Source organism: Tsukamurella sp. USMM236, from assembly GCF_037148755.1.
In the GTDB taxonomy this organism is placed as follows: Bacteria; Actinomycetota; Actinomycetes; order Mycobacteriales; family Mycobacteriaceae; genus Tsukamurella.
Genome location: NZ_JBBCSS010000008.1, coordinates 123,539 through 138,756, shown reverse-complemented (window position 1 = coordinate 138,756; position 15,218 = coordinate 123,539). Strand labels below are relative to the sequence as shown.

At 72.6% G+C, this 15,218-nt stretch carries 16 protein-coding genes; 10 read left to right on the top strand and 6 right to left on the bottom strand.

The window, feature by feature from the left end; all coding sequences use genetic code 11:
- Nucleotides 1–69: 69 nt before the first annotated feature.
- From WFK95_RS21710 to WFK95_RS21690, 5 genes are read left to right on the top strand one after another with little or no spacing between them, the layout of a single operon-like run.
- The gene (locus WFK95_RS21710; protein WP_224646091.1) at nucleotides 70–1,929 is read left to right on the top strand and encodes an ABC transporter family substrate-binding protein; all 1,860 of its coding nucleotides are present in this window, start codon (nucleotides 70–72) and stop codon (nucleotides 1,927–1,929) included.
- Nucleotides 1,914–2,837, top strand: coding sequence for an N-acetyl-1-D-myo-inositol-2-amino-2-deoxy-alpha-D-glucopyranoside deacetylase (mshB, locus tag WFK95_RS21705; RefSeq protein ID WP_336671934.1), 924 nt, complete (start codon nucleotides 1,914–1,916; stop codon nucleotides 2,835–2,837). The genes WFK95_RS21710 and mshB overlap by 16 nt, the downstream gene beginning before the upstream one ends.
- Nucleotides 2,837–3,190, top strand: a complete 354-nt coding sequence (locus tag WFK95_RS21700) for a hypothetical protein (protein WP_336671933.1) — start codon at nucleotides 2,837–2,839, stop codon at nucleotides 3,188–3,190. Before mshB ends, WFK95_RS21700 begins: the two co-directional genes overlap by 1 nt.
- Nucleotides 3,187–5,778 (top strand): bifunctional FO biosynthesis protein CofGH, encoded by a 2,592-nt coding sequence (locus tag WFK95_RS21695; protein ID WP_224646088.1) that lies wholly within the window; start codon nucleotides 3,187–3,189, stop codon nucleotides 5,776–5,778. The genes WFK95_RS21700 and WFK95_RS21695 overlap by 4 nt, the downstream gene beginning before the upstream one ends.
- Nucleotides 5,775–6,542, top strand: a complete 768-nt coding sequence (locus WFK95_RS21690) for a hypothetical protein (protein WP_336671932.1) — start codon at nucleotides 5,775–5,777, stop codon at nucleotides 6,540–6,542. Before WFK95_RS21695 ends, WFK95_RS21690 begins: the two co-directional genes overlap by 4 nt.
- Before the next feature lie 100 nt (nucleotides 6,543–6,642).
- Here WFK95_RS21690 and WFK95_RS21685 read toward each other — a convergent pair whose 3' ends face one another.
- Nucleotides 6,643–7,848, bottom strand: coding sequence for a NupC/NupG family nucleoside CNT transporter (locus WFK95_RS21685; protein ID WP_443081584.1), 1,206 nt, complete (start codon nucleotides 7,846–7,848; stop codon nucleotides 6,643–6,645).
- A 126-nt stretch (nucleotides 7,849–7,974) separates the two neighbouring features.
- On the opposite strand from WFK95_RS21685, the gene fdxA reads away from it, so the two are divergent.
- Genes fdxA through WFK95_RS21660 form a run of 5 tightly spaced genes read left to right on the top strand, consistent with a single transcriptional unit; the run spans nucleotide 7,975 to nucleotide 10,994 of the window.
- Nucleotides 7,975–8,307: a ferredoxin gene (gene fdxA / locus WFK95_RS21680; RefSeq protein WP_224646084.1), complete on the top strand. Its 333-nt coding sequence runs from the start codon at nucleotides 7,975–7,977 to the stop codon at nucleotides 8,305–8,307.
- Between the two features lie 17 nt (nucleotides 8,308–8,324).
- Entirely contained in the window at nucleotides 8,325–9,410 is a 1,086-nt protein-coding gene (dapC, locus tag WFK95_RS21675; protein WP_336672014.1) for a succinyldiaminopimelate transaminase, read from the top strand.
- Nucleotides 9,410–10,306: a multinuclear nonheme iron-dependent oxidase gene (locus tag WFK95_RS21670; RefSeq protein ID WP_336671931.1), complete on the top strand. Its 897-nt coding sequence runs from the start codon at nucleotides 9,410–9,412 to the stop codon at nucleotides 10,304–10,306. The genes dapC and WFK95_RS21670 overlap by 1 nt, the downstream gene beginning before the upstream one ends.
- Nucleotides 10,307–10,327: 21 nt before the next feature.
- On the top strand, nucleotides 10,328–10,606 hold the full coding sequence (locus WFK95_RS21665; protein WP_336671930.1) for a hypothetical protein: 279 nt from the start codon (nucleotides 10,328–10,330) through the stop codon (nucleotides 10,604–10,606).
- Nucleotides 10,593–10,994, top strand: coding sequence for a hypothetical protein (locus WFK95_RS21660; RefSeq protein WP_336671929.1), 402 nt, complete (start codon nucleotides 10,593–10,595; stop codon nucleotides 10,992–10,994). Before WFK95_RS21665 ends, WFK95_RS21660 begins: the two co-directional genes overlap by 14 nt.
- 4 nt (nucleotides 10,995–10,998) lie before the next feature.
- Here WFK95_RS21660 and WFK95_RS21655 read toward each other — a convergent pair whose 3' ends face one another.
- Genes WFK95_RS21655 through WFK95_RS21635 form a run of 5 tightly spaced genes read right to left on the bottom strand, consistent with a single transcriptional unit; the run spans nucleotide 10,999 to nucleotide 15,047 of the window.
- Nucleotides 10,999–11,808 (bottom strand): alpha/beta fold hydrolase, encoded by an 810-nt coding sequence (locus tag WFK95_RS21655; RefSeq protein ID WP_336671928.1) that lies wholly within the window; start codon nucleotides 11,806–11,808, stop codon nucleotides 10,999–11,001.
- Nucleotides 11,801–12,091 carry a muconolactone Delta-isomerase gene (gene catC / locus WFK95_RS21650; RefSeq protein WP_336671927.1) on the bottom strand — a complete coding sequence of 97 codons (291 nt, stop codon included), beginning with the start codon at nucleotides 12,089–12,091 and terminating at the stop codon, nucleotides 11,801–11,803. The genes WFK95_RS21655 and catC overlap by 8 nt, the downstream gene beginning before the upstream one ends.
- The gene (catA, locus tag WFK95_RS21645; protein WP_336671926.1) at nucleotides 12,091–12,945 is read right to left on the bottom strand and encodes a catechol 1,2-dioxygenase; all 855 of its coding nucleotides are present in this window, start codon (nucleotides 12,943–12,945) and stop codon (nucleotides 12,091–12,093) included. The genes catC and catA overlap by 1 nt, the downstream gene beginning before the upstream one ends.
- A gap of 54 nt (nucleotides 12,946–12,999) precedes the next feature.
- On the bottom strand, nucleotides 13,000–14,103 hold the full coding sequence (locus WFK95_RS21640) for a mandelate racemase/muconate lactonizing enzyme family protein (protein ID WP_336672013.1): 1,104 nt from the start codon (nucleotides 14,101–14,103) through the stop codon (nucleotides 13,000–13,002).
- A 5-nt stretch (nucleotides 14,104–14,108) separates the two neighbouring features.
- A complete protein-coding gene (locus tag WFK95_RS21635) occupies nucleotides 14,109–15,047 on the bottom strand; it encodes a LysR substrate-binding domain-containing protein (RefSeq protein WP_336671925.1) in 939 nt (312 codons plus the stop codon).
- Nucleotides 15,048–15,218 lie beyond the last annotated feature (171 nt).

The following is a 15,218-nucleotide window of genomic DNA, read 5'->3' as shown; positions in this document are numbered from 1 at the left end:
GGTCGCGGCGACGGGCCCGACGACGACGGTCGGGCGGTGGACTTCCAGCGAGCGTAGGAGGCACGAGCAGTGCGGCACAGGTCCCTGGGGCTGACGGTGGCGTCGGTGCTGCTCGCGACCACCCTCACCGCGTGCGTCGCCGACCCGCCGCCCGCGGTGCCGGGCTCGGAGACCTCCGCGCCGCCGCAGGCCCCGGCCACCACCGGGGCCACCGTGCAGGTGGCGATCGACGGCCTGGGGCCGGGCTTCAACCCGCACCTCGCGTCGAACTCGTCCTCGGCGTCGCGCGCCCTGGCCGCGATGACCCTCCCGAGCGTCTTCCGTGAGGTCCGGGGGCAGGACGGGCGGGTGACGCTGCAGCAGAACACCGACCTGATCCCGGCGATCGAGCACCCCGCGCCGCTGCAGATCGCGTACACGATCCGGCAGGACGCGCAGTGGTCCGACGGTGCGCCGATCGCCGCCGAGGACTTCGTGTACCTCTGGCAGTCGATGACCACCGCGCCCGACACGGTCGGCTCCGCGCCGTACCGGCAGATCGAGTCGGTGGCGTCGGGCGCCGGGGGCAAGCGGGTCATCGTCACCCTGAAGGCGCCGCTGCCCGGCTGGCGGACCCTGTTCCAGAACCTGCTGCCCAGCCACCTGATCAAGGGCTCGCCGGGCGGCTTCAACGGCGCCATGCGGGAGAAGATCCCCGCCTCGGGCGCCGGCTACCTGGTCAAGAAGGTCGACGTGGCGCGCGACGAGGTCACCCTCGAGCGCAACGACCGCTACTGGATGAAGCCCGCCCGCGTCGACCGCATCGTGCTCCGCAAGGGCGGCACCGACACCCAGCTCGCCAACTCCGTCCGTACCGGCGACGTGCAGGTGGTCTCGGTGCACGGCGGACCGTCGCTGCTGGCGCAGCTCACCTCGATCTACCAGGTGCGCGCCGTGGAGCAGGTCGATCCCCGGGTGCTGTCGCTGACGCTGAACACCCGCTCGAAGTTCCTCGCCGACGTCGAGGTGCGCCGCGCGCTGCTCGACGCCGTGAACGTGGACCTGCTCACCACCGTCGGGTCCGGAGGCGACGCCGCGCGACCCGCCCGCGCGCAGGTGCTGGCACCGTCGGATCCCGGCTACGTCCCGACGATGCCCGCGCGCCCCGCGCCCGCGGAGGCGAAGGCCCGCCTGGAGCAGGCCCTCGCCGGCGCCGGCTACACGCTGCAGAACGCGCCGATCCCGCCCAGCCAGAGCGTGCCGCCCACGCCGCCCCCCGCGACGACCGAGCCGGCCGGCCCGAGCACCAGCGCCGACCCGTCGGCGCTCCCGGTGCCGCCGTCCCCGTCGCCGGGCGAGAACGTGCAGCAGTACGTCCGCGACGGGGTGCCGATGTTCCTGCGGATCGGCGTGCCGCAGGGCAACGTCGCCGCGTTCGCCGTCGCCAGCAACGCCACCGACCAGCTGCGCGCCATGGGCGTCTTCGCCTCGGTGGTCGCTCTCGAGCCGCAGGTGGTCGCCGGGACCGCGCTGCTCGACGGTGCCGTCGACGCGGTGGTCGGCTGGTCCAGCTCCGGCCCCACGCCGGCGGAGCGGTTCGCCTCCCGCGTCGAGTGCCCGGCGCCCCCGTCCGAGGGCGGCCAGCGGCCCACGACCACCAGCACGCCGCAGGCGCCGAACCTCGAGAACGACCCCGCCGCCACGACGGTCGGCGGCAACCTCTCCGGCCTGTGCGACGCGGACCTGCAGGGCCTCGCGCTCGACGGCCTGCGCGGCGGCCCCATCGACCTCGCGGCGATCGACGCGCAGCTGTGGTCGCGCGCGACGGTCCTGCCGATCCTGCAGGACGTGACGCTGACGGCCGTCGGCCCGACGGTGCAGGGCGTGACCCTGGAGGGCCCGCCGCGCGACGGCGTCTTCACCGGCGTGGAGGGATGGGCCCGGCAGTGACCGACGCGAGCGGACGGCGCCTGCTGCTGGTGCACGCGCACCCCGACGACGAGACCATCACCACCGGCGGGACGATCGCGCGCTACCTCGCCGAGGGCGCCGAGGTCACCGTCGTGACCTGCACGCTGGGCGAGGAGGGCGAGGTGATGGAGCCGCCCTTCGCGCAGCTCACCGCCGACAACGCCGACCAGCTGGGCGGCTACCGGGTCGGCGAGCTGACGGGCGCGCTGGCCGCGCTGAGCGACCCGACGGGGCCGGTGCTGCGGCCCCGCTTCCTCGGCGGCATGGGCCGCTGGCGCGACTCCGGCATGGCCGGCACCCCCGCCGCGGAGCACCCGCGGGCGTTCGCCTCGTCGCCCTACCTGGAGTGGGTCGACGGCAGCCCCCTGCAGGCCCTCACCAGCATCCTCCGGGAGACCCGGCCGCACGTCGTGATCACCTACGACGAGGTCGGCGGCTACGGCCATCCCGACCACATCGCCGCGCACCTGCTCACGCACGCCGCCGTCGATGCCGCGGCGGACCCCGGCGTCCCGGGGGAGCCCTGGGAGGTCGCGAAGCTGTACTGGACGGTGACCGCCCGCGACGACCTCGACGCCGGCCTCGCCGCGTTGCGGGGCACCGACCTGCCGGACGGCTGGCGCATCCCCGCGGCCGCCGAGTTGCCCGCCCACGACGCCGCCGCGATCACCACGCGGATCGACGTATCCTCCGTCCTCGACCGCAAGCGCGCCGCGCTCCGCGCCCACGCGACCCAGCTCGGCGTCAGCGCGGACGGCGCCGCCCTCGCCCTGACCAACCGGATCGCGCAGCCGGTGTTCGCCGAGGAGGCCTACGTCCTGGCCCGCGGCACCGCCGCGCCCGGCCCCGACGGGGTCGAGCGGGACCTGTTCGCGGGGGTGGCGTGATGGAGCCGCTGGACCGGATCCTGCTCGGCGTCGCGACCGTGGGCGGCGCGGTGTGCGCGGTCGGCGCCACGATGTACCTCTACCTGTACTCCGGCGCCGTGCCCCTTCCGCTCTCCGCGGTTCTCTTCGGCGCGCTGCTCGCGGGGATCTCCGTCGCGACCCGCCGGCTGGGCGGCGAGCCGGTCCACGGTGCCCTGCCCGTGATCGCGTTCCTCCTGGTGATCGCGGCCTTCCTGCTCGGCGGGCCGGGCGGCGACATCGTCCTCTACGCCGACTGGCGGCTGCTCCTGCTCCTGCTCTGTGGAATCGGGATGCCGATCCTCGCGGGACACCTGGCATCATCGGTGGAGTGACGGACGCTTCAGAGCAATCTCCCGCTCTCCTCCCGGTGCCCTCGGTGCCGAAGCGAGCCGCGGAGCCGTACGTACCGACGGCGTCGGCGATGCGCCGCGCCCTGCGCCGGGCGCGGGACGGGGCGGTGCTCAACGTCGACGAGGCGCAGGTGCTCCTCGCGGCCCGCGGCGACGACCTGGACGACCTGTGCCGCTCCGCGGCGCGGGTGCGCGACGCCGGGCTCCTCGAGGCCGGGCTGACGGGGGCCGACGGTACGCCGCAGGTCACCTACAGCAAGAAGGTCTTCATCCCCATCACGCGGCTGTGCCGCGACAAGTGCCACTACTGCACCTTCGTGACGGTGCCCGGCAAGCTGGCGGCCGAGGGGCACGGCGCCTACATGGAGCCGGACGAGATCCTCGAGGTCGCGCGCCGCGGCGCCGAGCTGGGCTGCCACGAGGCGCTGTTCACGCTGGGCGACCGGCCCGAGGACCGCTGGGAGGCGGCCCGGACCTGGCTCGACGAGCGCGGCTACGACTCCACGCTGGACTACGTGCGGGCCATGGCCATCCGGGTGCTGGAGGAGACGGGGCTGCTGCCGCACCTCAACCCGGGCGTCATGAGCTGGGAGGAGCTCTCCCGGCTCAAGCCCGTCGCGCCGTCGATGGGCATGATGCTCGAGACCACCTCCGAGCGCCTGTTCACCGAGAAGGGGCAGCCGCACTACGGCTCGCCCGACAAGGACCCGGCGGTCCGGCTGCGCACCCTCACCGATGCGGGCCGCCTCTCGGTGCCCTTCACGACGGGCCTGCTCATCGGCATCGGCGAGGACGAGCGCGAGCGCGCCGAGTCGATCATGGCCATCCGCAAGGTGCACAAGGCCTTCGGCCACGTGCAGGAGGTCATCATCCAGAACTTCCGCGCCAAGCCCGATACCGCCATGCGGTCGGTGGAGGACGCGGACCTCGAGGTCTACCGCGCGGCGATCGCCGTGACCCGGATGGTGCTGGGGCCCGCGATGCGGGTGCAGGCGCCGCCGAACCTGGTCTCCGCCGACGAGTGCCGGCTGCTGCTGGAGGCCGGCGTCGACGACTGGGGCGGCGTCTCGCCCGTGACCCCGGACCACGTCAACCCCGAGCGCCCCTGGCCGGACCTCGACGCGCTCGCGACGATCACCGCCGACGCGGGATTCGAGCTGCGGCAGCGGCTCACGGCGCAGCCCAAGTACGTGCGCGCCGGCAGCCCGTGGATCGATCCGCGGGTCGCGCCGCACGTCGCGGCCCTCGCCGACCCGGAGACGGGGCTCGCGGACCCGGACGCGATGCCCGTCGGCGTGCCCTGGCAGGAACCCGACGAGGAGTGGGCGTCCTCGGGCCGCACCGACCTGAACACCGCGATCGACGTCGACGGCCGCAACACCGACACCCGCTCGGACCTCGGCTCCGCCTTCGGCGACTGGGAGTCCGTGCGCGAGCAGGTGCTCTCGCTGTCGGCGCCGGAGAAGGTGGAGTCCGACGTGCTCTCGGCCCTGCGCGCCGCGGAGAAGAACCCGGGCGGGCTGTCCGACGACCAGTACCGCGCGCTCGCCTACGCCGACGACGCCGGGCTGGAAGCGCTGGTGGCCCTGGCGGATCAGCTCCGCAAGGACGTCGTGGGCGACGTGGTGACCTACGTGGTCAACCGGAACATCAACTTCACCAACATCTGTTACACCGGCTGCCGGTTCTGCGCCTTCGCACAGCGCAAGGGCGACGCCGACGCCTTCACGCTCTCCATGAAGGAGGTCGCCGACCGCGCCGAGGAGGCGTGGCAGGTGGGCGCCACCGAGGTGTGCATGCAGGGCGGCATCGACCCCGACCTGCCCGCCACCGGCTACGCCGACCTGGTGCGCGCCGTCAAGCAGCGCGTCCCGGGTATGCACGTGCACGCGTTCAGCCCGATGGAGATCGTCAACGGCGCGGCCCACTCGGGGGAGTCGGTGCGGGACTGGCTGATCGGGCTGCGCGAGGCCGGCCTCGACACGATTCCCGGCACCGCCGCCGAGATCCTCGACGACGAGGTCCGCTGGGTGCTCACCAAGGGCAAGCTGCCCACGTCGGCGTGGGTCGACGTGGTCACCACCGCCCACGAGGTGGGCATCCGGTCGAGTTCGACGATGATGTACGGCCACGTCGACAACCCGTCGCACTGGGTGACGCACCTCAACGTGCTGCGCGACATCCAGGACCGCACAGGCGGCTTCACCGAGTTCGTGCCGCTGCCCTTCGTGCACCAGAGCGCCCCGCTGTACCTCGCGGGCGCCGCCCGCCCGGGGCCGACCAAGCGGGACAACCGCGCCGTGCACGCGCTGGCGCGGGTCATGCTGCACGGCCGCATCGACCACGTCCAGACGTCGTGGGTGAAACTGGGCACGGCGGGCACGCAGGCCATGTTGCAGGGCGGAGCGAACGACCTGGGTGGCACCCTGATGGAGGAGACGATCTCGCGGATGGCGGGATCGGCGCACGGATCGGAGAAGACGGTGGCCGAACTGCACGCGATCGCGAACGGCATCGGGCGCCCGGCGCGCGAACGCACCACGACGCACGCCCAGCGGGGTGCCGCGTGAACGCGCTGGAGCCGCGCGGCGGCGCGGTCACGGGCACGGTGACGGACCTGGAGCTGGCGCGCACCGTCGGCGTCTTCGTCACGGTCGCGCGGCCCGCGGTGGCCGGCGTCCGGGTCGTCTCCACGCTGGCCGGACTCACCCCGATCCCCCTGGTCAACGGCTACCTCAAGCGCGACGCCGACGGCCGCTCCCGCTGGTGGGTCATTCCCGTCGGCGCGGTCTCGACGGTGGCGGTGGCCTGGCCCGGCGCCCTCGGCTTCGTCGCGCGCCTGCTGCCGCTGCAGACCTACCTGGGCTTCGCGAACCAGACGCTCGTCGTCGTGGGCGTGGCGAGGGAGCATGGCGTCGACCAGGTGCCCGAGCAGATCGACCTCGTCGCGCGGGTCCTCTCCCGCCGCCAGATCGACGCCCGCGCGCTCCTCGGGGATCAGCCGGGCTTCCAGGACCTCGTGCCCGTGCGTGAGACGACGGAGAAGCTGCGGGGCGGCGTGTTCTCCGCGTTCGGCGCGGTCCGCGACGTGCTGCACACCGTGAAGTCGGCGCGCTCGGCGCTCGAATCGCGCCCGCGCCCGGGCGGGGTCTTCGACACGGTGGGCAGGCTGCCGGTCGTCGGCGCGGCCGCCGGCTACGTCGGCGAGTTCGCCACGCTCCGCATCGTTGAGGCCCGCGCCTCCGACGGCGCGAAGATCCTCGGCCTGGAGGCCGCCTTCGCCGGAAACGCGGCCCCGTCGGGCGTCGAGGCGGACCCCGAACCCGAGAACTGACGCGCCAGGTCGCTCACGATGTCGACGTCTGCGGCATCGGACGTGCCCTCACGCACCTCCGACGCAGCAGAACTCGACATCCTGAAGCATCGGACTGGTGTCAGGAGATGAGCCCGACGACCGTTGCGGAGATGAACGAGACCAGCGTGGCGCCGTAGAGCAGTTTGAGGCCGAACTTGGCGATCTGGTCGCCCTGCTCCGGTGCCAGGGACTTCGCGGCGCCGGCGATGATGCCGATGGAGCTGAAGTTCGCGAAGGAGACCAGGAAGGTCTGCACGATCGCGGTGGCGCGCTCGCTCATCACGACGGGGCCGTTGCCGGACGGGTTCATCTCGGTGAACGACATCATGGCGACGAACTCGTTGCTCACCAGCTTGGTCGCCATGATCTCGCCCGCCTGCACGCTCTCGGACCACGGCACGCCCGTGAGCCACGCCAGCGGCGCGAACACGTAGCCGAGGACGTCCTGGAACGTGGTGCCACCGAAGACCCAGGCGAAGAGACCGTTGACGAGCGCGAGCAGGGCGACGAAGCCGATCAGCATCGCGGCGACGGTGAGCGCCACCTTCGCGCCGTCCATGATGTACTCGCCGAGCATCTCGAAGAACGACTGCTTCTTCTGCTCGGGCGCGGCGAAGACGTCGTCCTCGGGCGCGACCTCGTACGGGTTGATCAGCGAGACCACGATGAACGCGCCGAACAGGTTGAGCACGATGGCCGCGACCACGTACCGGGGCTCGATCATCGTCATGTACGAGCCGACGATCGACATCGACACGGTCGACATCGCGGACGCCGAGAGCGTGTAGAGGCGGTTCGGCGGCAGCGTCGGCAGGATCTTCTTGATCGCGATGAAGTTCTCGGACTGGCCGATGATCGCCGAGCTCACCGCGTTGAAGGACTCCAGCTTCGGCATGCCCGTGACCTTCGACAGCGCCAGCCCGAGGTACTTGATGATCAGCGGCAGCAGCTTGAGGAACTGCAGGATGCCGATCAGGGACGAGATGACGATGATCGGCAGCAGCACGTTCATGAAGAACGGGCCCGGGCCGCCGGGATCCTTGCTGTAGTCGACGAGGCCGCCGAATACGAACGCCGTGCCCTCATGGGCGAATCCCAGCAGGTTCTTGAAGCCCCGCGACAGCCAGTCGATGACGTTCTGCCCCACTGGGGTCTTGAGCATGATCAGGCCCAGCACGAACTGGATCGCGAGCATGCCCAGGATGTACGGCGCCTTCTTCTTGAGCAGGGCGACGTTCCGCGTGGGCAGGTACGCGAGGAGGAGGAAGACGACGAGTCCGAACACACCGACGATTACGTGCACTGGTGAATGAAATCACACACCGGCAGGTTAGGCGACACTTCTTTGTGACACGTTCCAGCGGCGCGGAATACTGTCGGGTGGAAGCAGTCGGTGCGAAGGAGATGACAGGTGACGTACACCATCGCAGAGCCCTGTGTGGATGTGCTCGACAAGGCATGTATCGAGGAGTGCCCCGTCGACTGTATCTACGAGGGCAACCGGATGCTGTACATCCAGCCCGATGAGTGCGTGGACTGCGGCGCCTGCGAGCCCGTGTGCCCCGTCGAGGCCATCTTCTACGAGGACGACGTGCCGGACGAGTGGGCCGAGTACGTGAGCGCGAACATCGATTTCTTCGACGAGATCGGTTCGCCCGGCGGCGCCGCCAAGCAGGGGAAGATCGACTACGACCACCCCTTCATCAAGGCGCTCCCGCCCATGAACACCGACACCGAGCACTGATCGTGCCGCGCGTGCCCGTGGCGTCCGGCCTGCCGGACTTCCCGTGGGACACCCTGGCGGGCGCGAAGGCGAAGGCCGCGGCGCACGTCGGCGGCATCGTCGACCTCTCCGTCGGCACCCCCGTCGACCCGGTCGCCGAGCCGATCCGCCGCGCCCTCTACGAGGGCTCCGCGTTCCCCGGCTACCCGGCCACGATCGGCACCCTCGCGCTGCGCGAGGCCGCCGCGGAGGCGCTGAGCCGCCGGTACGGCACCGTCGCGCTGCCGGAGAACGCGATCCTGCCCGTGATCGGGACCAAGGAGGCGATCGCGCAGCTGCCGTCGCAACTCGGGCTCGGAAGCGATGACGTCGTCGTGATCCCCGAGGTCGCGTACCCCACCTACGAGGTGGGCGCGCTGCTCGCCGGGGCCCGGCCGGTGCGGGCCGACGGTACCGCCCAGCTCGGCCCGGAACGGCCGGCGCTGGTCTTCGTGAACTCCCCGTCGAACCCGACGGGCAAGGTGCTCGGCGTCGACCACCTGCGCAAGGTGGTGCAGTGGGCCCGCGAGCGCGGCGCGATCGTGGCGTCCGACGAGTGCTACCTGGGCCTGGCCTGGGAGGCCGAGCCCGTCTCGGTGCTCGATCCGCGCGTCTGCGACGGCGACACCACCGGTCTGATCGCGATCCACTCGCTGTCGAAGACCTCGAACCTCGCGTCCTATCGCGCGGGCTTCCTCGCGGGCGATCCCGCGCTCATCGCCGAGCTGGCCGCGGTGCGCAAGCACGCCGGCGCCATCGTTCCCTTCCCGGTGCAGGCCGCCATGACCTACGCCCTCTCGGTGGACGAGCACGAGGCCGAGCAGCGCGCCCGCTACGCCGCCCGCCGCGCGGTGCTGCTGCAGGCGGTCCGCGGCGCGGGCTTCACGGTGGACCACTCCGAGGCCGGGCTGTACCTGTGGTCGACGCGCGGCGAGCCCTGCCGCGACACCGTCAACTGGCTGGCCGAGCGCGGCATCCTCGCCGCGCCGGGCGAGTTCTACGGCCCGCAGGGCGCGCAGCACGTGCGGATCGCGATGACCGCGACGGACGAGCGGATCGCCGCCGCCGCCCAGCGCCTGGCCTGATGGGGATCTCCGGCGTCTCGGCCGCGTGGCGGCCGGAACTCGCCGGGATGCTGCTCGACGGTGCGCGCTCGGGCTCCGTCGCCTTCACCGAGATCGTCGCCGAGAACGTCGACCCGGCCGCCCTCCCCGCCGAGCTGACGGAACTGGCGGGCCTCGGCGTCACGGTGGTGCCGCACGGGGTCACGCTCGGCATCGCGGGCGCCGACCTCCCCGATCCCGCCCGGCTGCGTCGGCTCGCCGACCTCGCGGTGGCGCTGGACGCGCCGCTCGTCAGCGAGCACGTCGCCTTCGTGCGGGCGGGCACCGTCGGGCTGGACGACGATCCCGCAGAGGACGCGCCCGGGCCCCACGACGACGTCCTGGAGGCCGGCCACCTGATGCCGGCCCCGCGCACCGCCGAGGCGCTCGACGTGCTCGTGGAGAACGTGCGCGCCGCGCAGGCGGCGCTGCCCGTGCCGCTCGCGCTGGAGAACATCGCCGCCCTGTTCGCGTGGCCCGAGGACCACTACGACGAGCCCGCGTACCTGCGGGAGCTGGTCGACCGGACCGGGGTGCGCCTGGTCCTCGACCTGGCGAACGTCTACGCCTCGTGCACGGCCCGCGGGGCGGACGCCGCCGCGGAGCTGCGGCGATACCCGCTGGAGGCCGTCGCCTACGTGCACATCGCGGGCGGACGCTTCGACAAGGGGCTCTACCTCGACACCCACGCCGACCCGATATGTCCGGAAGTTCTGGATCTGCTTGCGGTCTGGCGCGATTCACAGCGTTCTCTTGGGGGCGTTTCCGCAGGTGGGGGCACGTTGCCCGGAGTGTTGCTGGAACGTGACGAGTCCGTGATCGAATCCGCCGTTCGGCACGAGATGCTGTGCCTACGAGAGGTTCTCGGGATCGACTGAACGACGATCGGGAGGTGCGAGATGGAAGCAGTGGTGGTTCTCTTCGTGATCTTCGCGGTGATCGCGGTGTGCGTCTCCGCCGCGGGAGGCCAGAGCGGCGGGCGGCGCGGCGGGCGGTCCCGCCGGCGCGGCGGCTCGTCGGGCGACGGCGGCGGCTCGGCCTGGTTCTTCGGCGGCTCCGACGGCGGCTCGCACCACTCGGGCCACGATTCCGGCTCCAACTGCAGCGCGAGCAGCTGCGGGTCCAGTAGCTGCGGCTCCAGCTCGTCGAGCAGTTCGAGCAGCTGTGGTTCCTCCTGAGGCGCGGGACCGGCTGCGGCACCGTCAGGCGGCGGTGCTCACCGATCTGCTCGCCGGCCGGGTGCCGTCCGGCTTCGACGCCGGCGGCGCGGCCCTGACCGCCCGGGTCCTCGCGGTGAAGCGCGCGGGTTCGGCGGCCCGGGCCCTCCCGGCGCTGAAGACCCTGCCGGGCTGGCCGGGCGGCTTCGTCGGCTACGCGGCGGCGCACCCGAAGGCGGACTGCTCCGCCCACGACGCCCGCGCGTACGTCGATCACCTGCGCGCCCACGGCACGGAGACCGAGCGCGCCTGGGTGGCCGTCGAGTCGGTGCGCAGCGGCGCGCGGCGCTGGGCGGTGGCGCGCGGCCGCCCCGTCGTCCGGGTCGGGTCCCGGGTCTACGGCGCCTGACGCGCTACCGTGCGGCCCGGAGGAGGTCCAGGAGCAGCGGGTCGAAGAGCTCGGGCGTCTCCAGTGACGGGCTGTGCCCGGCGCCCGGGAGCACGTGCAGGTCGGCGGTGCCGAGCGCCGCGGCCAGGCCCGCGCCCAGGACGCCGGCGTCGAAGACGTCCTCCGCGCCCACCACGACCCGAGCCGTGCCGCCGAACCCGCCCGCGACCGCGGTGAGGTCGCGCCGTCCGGCCCGGCCGCGCAGGGCCGCCGCCGCACTGGCCGGGGGCGCCGCGGCGATCATCGCGCGGGCCAGCTCGCACACCTCCGCCCGCGTCGCGACGGTCGTCGGCCCGAGCACGGCGGGCAGGAACTCCTCCCCGTACCGGACGGTGCCCTCGGCCTCGAGCCGGTCCGCGAGGGCGTACCGTGCGGCCCGGACCTCGGGGGCGTCGAGCCCGGCGAAGGTGTCGCTGAGCAGGAGGCGTTCGAGCCGTGGGCCGGCGAGGTCCACGAGCTCGAGCGCCACCTGGCCGCCCATCGAGTAGCCGACCGCCGTGAATCCCTCGGCCCCGAGCGCGTCGAGCACATCGAGCGCGGCCTCGGCGTGGTGGTGCAGCGGGATCTCGCCGCTCGGCGGCGCGGGGGCGGTGTCGCCGAAGCCGAGCAGATCGGCCGCGACGCCCCGGAAACCGGCGTCCGCGAGCGCGGCCAGCTGCGGGGCCCACATGGCGCGGGAGAACAGGAAGCCGTGCAGCAGCAGCACCGTCGGAGCTTCGCCCGCCACGGTGGCCCCGACGGGGCCGTGCCGGGTCTGCAGGACCCGCTCAGCCATCGAGCGCGATGTCCGACGGGTGGCCGGCCAGCGGCGTGACCTCCACCGTCATCCACTTGAACAGCGGCAGGCCCCAGAGGATCTCGTGCAGCCGCTCGTTGTCGGCGACGTCGAAGACCGAGATGTTGGAGTACTGACCCACGATGCGCCAGATGTGGACCCACTCGCCGCCGCGTTGCAGCTCCTGGCTGTAGGCCTTCTCGGTGGCGATGGTCTCGGCCCGGACCGCCGGGTCCACGTCGTCGGGGATGGCGACGTCCATGCGCACCGCGAACAGCGCCATCAGCGGGTCTCCGGATCGAGCACGAAGTCGTAGACCACGGTCTCGCCGTTGCCATCGGCGGCGGGCTGCGGGTCGAGCACCAGCTCCGGCTTCACGGCGGAGGCGATGTCGTCGTCGTTGTGCGCGTCGCCGGGGAAGTAGAGCTGCGCGGTGAGCAGGTCCTTGCCGGGCGCGGACACCTTGAGGTGCAGGTGGGCGGGCCGCCAGGCGTGCCAGTCGGCGGCCGCGATGAGCTTGCCGCACGAGCCGTCGGTGGGGATCTGGTACGGCGCGGGGCGGATCGTCGTGATCTCGAACCGGCCCTCGTCGTCGGCGACGAACCTGCCGCGCAGGTTCCACTCGGGCAGGCCGGGGGCGTACTGCGAGTAGAAGCCGTCGGCGTCGGCGTGCCAGATCTCGATCTTCGCGCCGGGCAGGGCGTTCCCGTCGAGGTCGCGGACCTGGCCCGAGAAGACGAGCGGGGTCCCCGACTCGTTCTCGCGCATGGGGAGTGCGCCGCGGGCGCCGATCACGGGGGAGTCGGGCACGTAGTACGGGCCCTCGATGGTGCCCTTGTTGCCCTGGTGGTGCGCGTTGGCGACCTCCTCGACGACGTGCTCGATCCAGACGTCCAGGAACAGGGGCCATTCGCCGTCCTGGCCGACGTTGATGAGCCAGGACTTCACGGCGTCGTACTCGGCGTAGGTCACCTGATGGCGCCGGACCACGTCGTGCACGGCGGTGATGACCTCGGTGGCGAGCTGGGAGACGCGCTCGGGCGGGGTGTCCGCGCCGGCGCCCTGCTTCTTGAGGAAGGCGGCGGTGGCGCCGGCTCCGGAATCGGCGGCCTTGGCGTCGGATTCGGTGGTGGTCATGGTCTTCTCCTCGGGGTGGGCTGATGTTCTGGCTGAGGCTTCAGGGGGACGGGGCTATCCGTCGAGGCGGTAGTGCGCGAGCTTGTCGGGGTCGACGGTGACGCCGAGCCCGGGACCGGAGGGAACGGCCAGTTCGCCGTCGACGATGCGGAGCGGCTCGGTCAGCAGGTCGTCGGCCATGTCCAGGAAGTTGGAGAGCTCGCCGGCGCGGGCGCTGGTGGCGGCGTGGGCGGCGCCGAAGGCGACGGTGCAGGCGGTGCCGAGCTGGCCGTCGATCTGATTGCCCATCACGACCTCCACGCCGAGGCCGGTGGCGAGGTTCAGGATCTCCTGCGAGCCGGTGAATCCCGTGCGGGCGGTCTTGATGGAGACGGCGGTGGCGCCGCCGCCGAGCAGCTCGCGGGTGACCTCCGCCGGGGTGGTGACGGATTCGTCGCCGACGAACGGGATGCGGCAGTTCGCCACCAGCCGCCGCCGGCCGAGCACGTCGTCCGCGGGGCACAGCTCCTCGGCCAGGGTGAGGCCGGCGTCGGCGAGCATGTCCAGGGCGCGCAGCGATTCCGAGGCCGTCCAGCCGCGGTTGCCGTCGATGTACAGCTCGGCCTTGTCGCCGAGGGTGTTCCGCAGCGCGCGCACCACGTCGACGTCGAGGTCGACGGGGCGGCGCCCCACCTTCACCTTGAACGTGGTGATGCCGTAGCGGTCCCGGACGGCGGAGGCCTCCTGGGCCATGGCGGCGGGCGCGTCGAAGCCGAGCATGTGGCACACCCGCATGCGGTCGGTGTGGCCGCCGAGGGCGCGGCTGACCGAGGTGCCCCAGGCCTGCGCGAGGACGTCCCACACCGCCATGTCGACGGCGGCCTTCGCCGCGGGATTGCCGACGGTGCGGTGCATCCGGGCGTGCAGGACGGCGCGCCGGTCGGCGTCGAGCCCGACGAGCTGCGGGGCGAAGATCCCGTCGATCACGGCGACGATCCCGGCCTGCGTCTCGCCGTAGGTGAAGGGCCGCGGCGGCGCGTCGGCGTGGCCGACCAGGCCGCCCGCCGTGTGCACCCGCACCAGCACGTGGTCGGCGTGGGTCACCTCGCCGGAGGCGAACTTCAGCGCCTTGACGTAGGGGATCCGGTACGGGATCGCCTCGATGGCGGTGATGCGCAGGTCGGTCATGCGGCCGTCTCCCGTTCGTCGGTGAGGTCGGTCCCGCCCAGCGCCTCGAGGACGCGGGCGAGGAGGGGTGAGTCGTCGGCGGCGCGCCACGCGAGGGCGAGCTCGACGCTCTCGGTGTCGGGCAGGTCGACGAAGTGCACGCCGGGGAGCTGGATGGAACTGGCGGTGCGGGGGACCAGGGCGATGCCGAGGCCCGCCGCCACGAGCGCGAGCAGCGTGGAGGTCTGCGGCACCTGGTGGGCGCGGCGCGGCGTGAAGCCCGCCGCGGCGCAGGTCCGGACCACGGCGCCGTCGACGACGGAGCCGGTGTCGGCCGGGTAGGTCACGAAGGTCTCGTCCTGGAGGTCGGCGACGGTGACGTCGGGGTCCCCGTCGAACCGGTGCCCCTGCGGCAGGGCGAGGATCAGCGGCTCCGCGAAGAGCACGCGGTGCGCGATGCCCTCGACGGCGACGGGGGTGCGCAGCAGCGCCAGGTCCAGGCGGCCGTCGATGAGGGCGGCGGCCTGCACCGGCGTCAGCATCTCGGTGTCGATGGTGAGCTCGACGTCCGGGAGGACCGACTTCACCCGGCGGACCACGCGGGGGAGCACGCCGTACGAGGCGGAGCCCGTGACGCCGACGCGGAGAACGCCGCTCGCGCCCTGCCCGATCAGCCGGGCGCGGCCGACGGCACCGTCGAGCTCGGCGAGGATCCGGCGGACCTCCCCGGCGAAGACCCGGCCGGCCTCCGTGAGCTCCACCTGGCGGGTGGTGCGCTCGAAGAGCGGGGTGCCGAGGGAGGTCTCGAGCTGCCGGATGGTGCGCGACAGCGCGGGGCCCGCGATGTGCAGCCCGTCCGCGGCGCGGCCGAAGTGCTCGGTCTGCGCGACGGCCAGGAACTGGCGCAGGTGTCGCAGCTCCATGGCGTCCTCCTCGGTGGTCGATGTGATGCGCATCTCACGGTAGGAGCATCGATTGGGAAAGACCAGGACTTATTCCGATGTGATTAGTGCCTGGATGGCAGTAAAAGCACCCTGGTGGGTTGCTAGCGATATGCCCGGCGCGCGGGCTGCACGTCGCGCGGCACGGTGATGGGGATCACAGCCACCCAGCCGACCGGAGGTCTC

Bases quoted from the DNA above. Each gene is read 5' to 3' on its own strand.
- WFK95_RS21665 (WP_336671930.1), top strand. From the start codon at position 10,328: ATGGAAGCAGTGGTGGTTCTCTTCGTGATCTTCGCGGTGATCGCGGTG.
- WFK95_RS21670 (WP_336671931.1), top strand. From the start codon at position 9,410: ATGGGGATCTCCGGCGTCTCGGCCGCGTGGCGGCCGGAACTCGCCGGG.
- catA (WP_336671926.1), bottom strand. From the start codon at position 12,945: ATGACCACCACCGAATCCGACGCCAAGGCCGCCGATTCCGGAGCCGGC.
- WFK95_RS21700 (WP_336671933.1), top strand. From the start codon at position 2,837: ATGGAGCCGCTGGACCGGATCCTGCTCGGCGTCGCGACCGTGGGCGGC.
- catC (WP_336671927.1), bottom strand. From the start codon at position 12,091: ATGGCGCTGTTCGCGGTGCGCATGGACGTCGCCATCCCCGACGACGTG.
- mshB (WP_336671934.1), top strand. From the start codon at position 1,914: ATGGGCCCGGCAGTGACCGACGCGAGCGGACGGCGCCTGCTGCTGGTG.
- WFK95_RS21635 (WP_336671925.1), bottom strand. From the start codon at position 15,047: ATGCGCATCACATCGACCACCGAGGAGGACGCCATGGAGCTGCGACAC.
- WFK95_RS21655 (WP_336671928.1), bottom strand. From the start codon at position 11,808: ATGGCTGAGCGGGTCCTGCAGACCCGGCACGGCCCCGTCGGGGCCACC.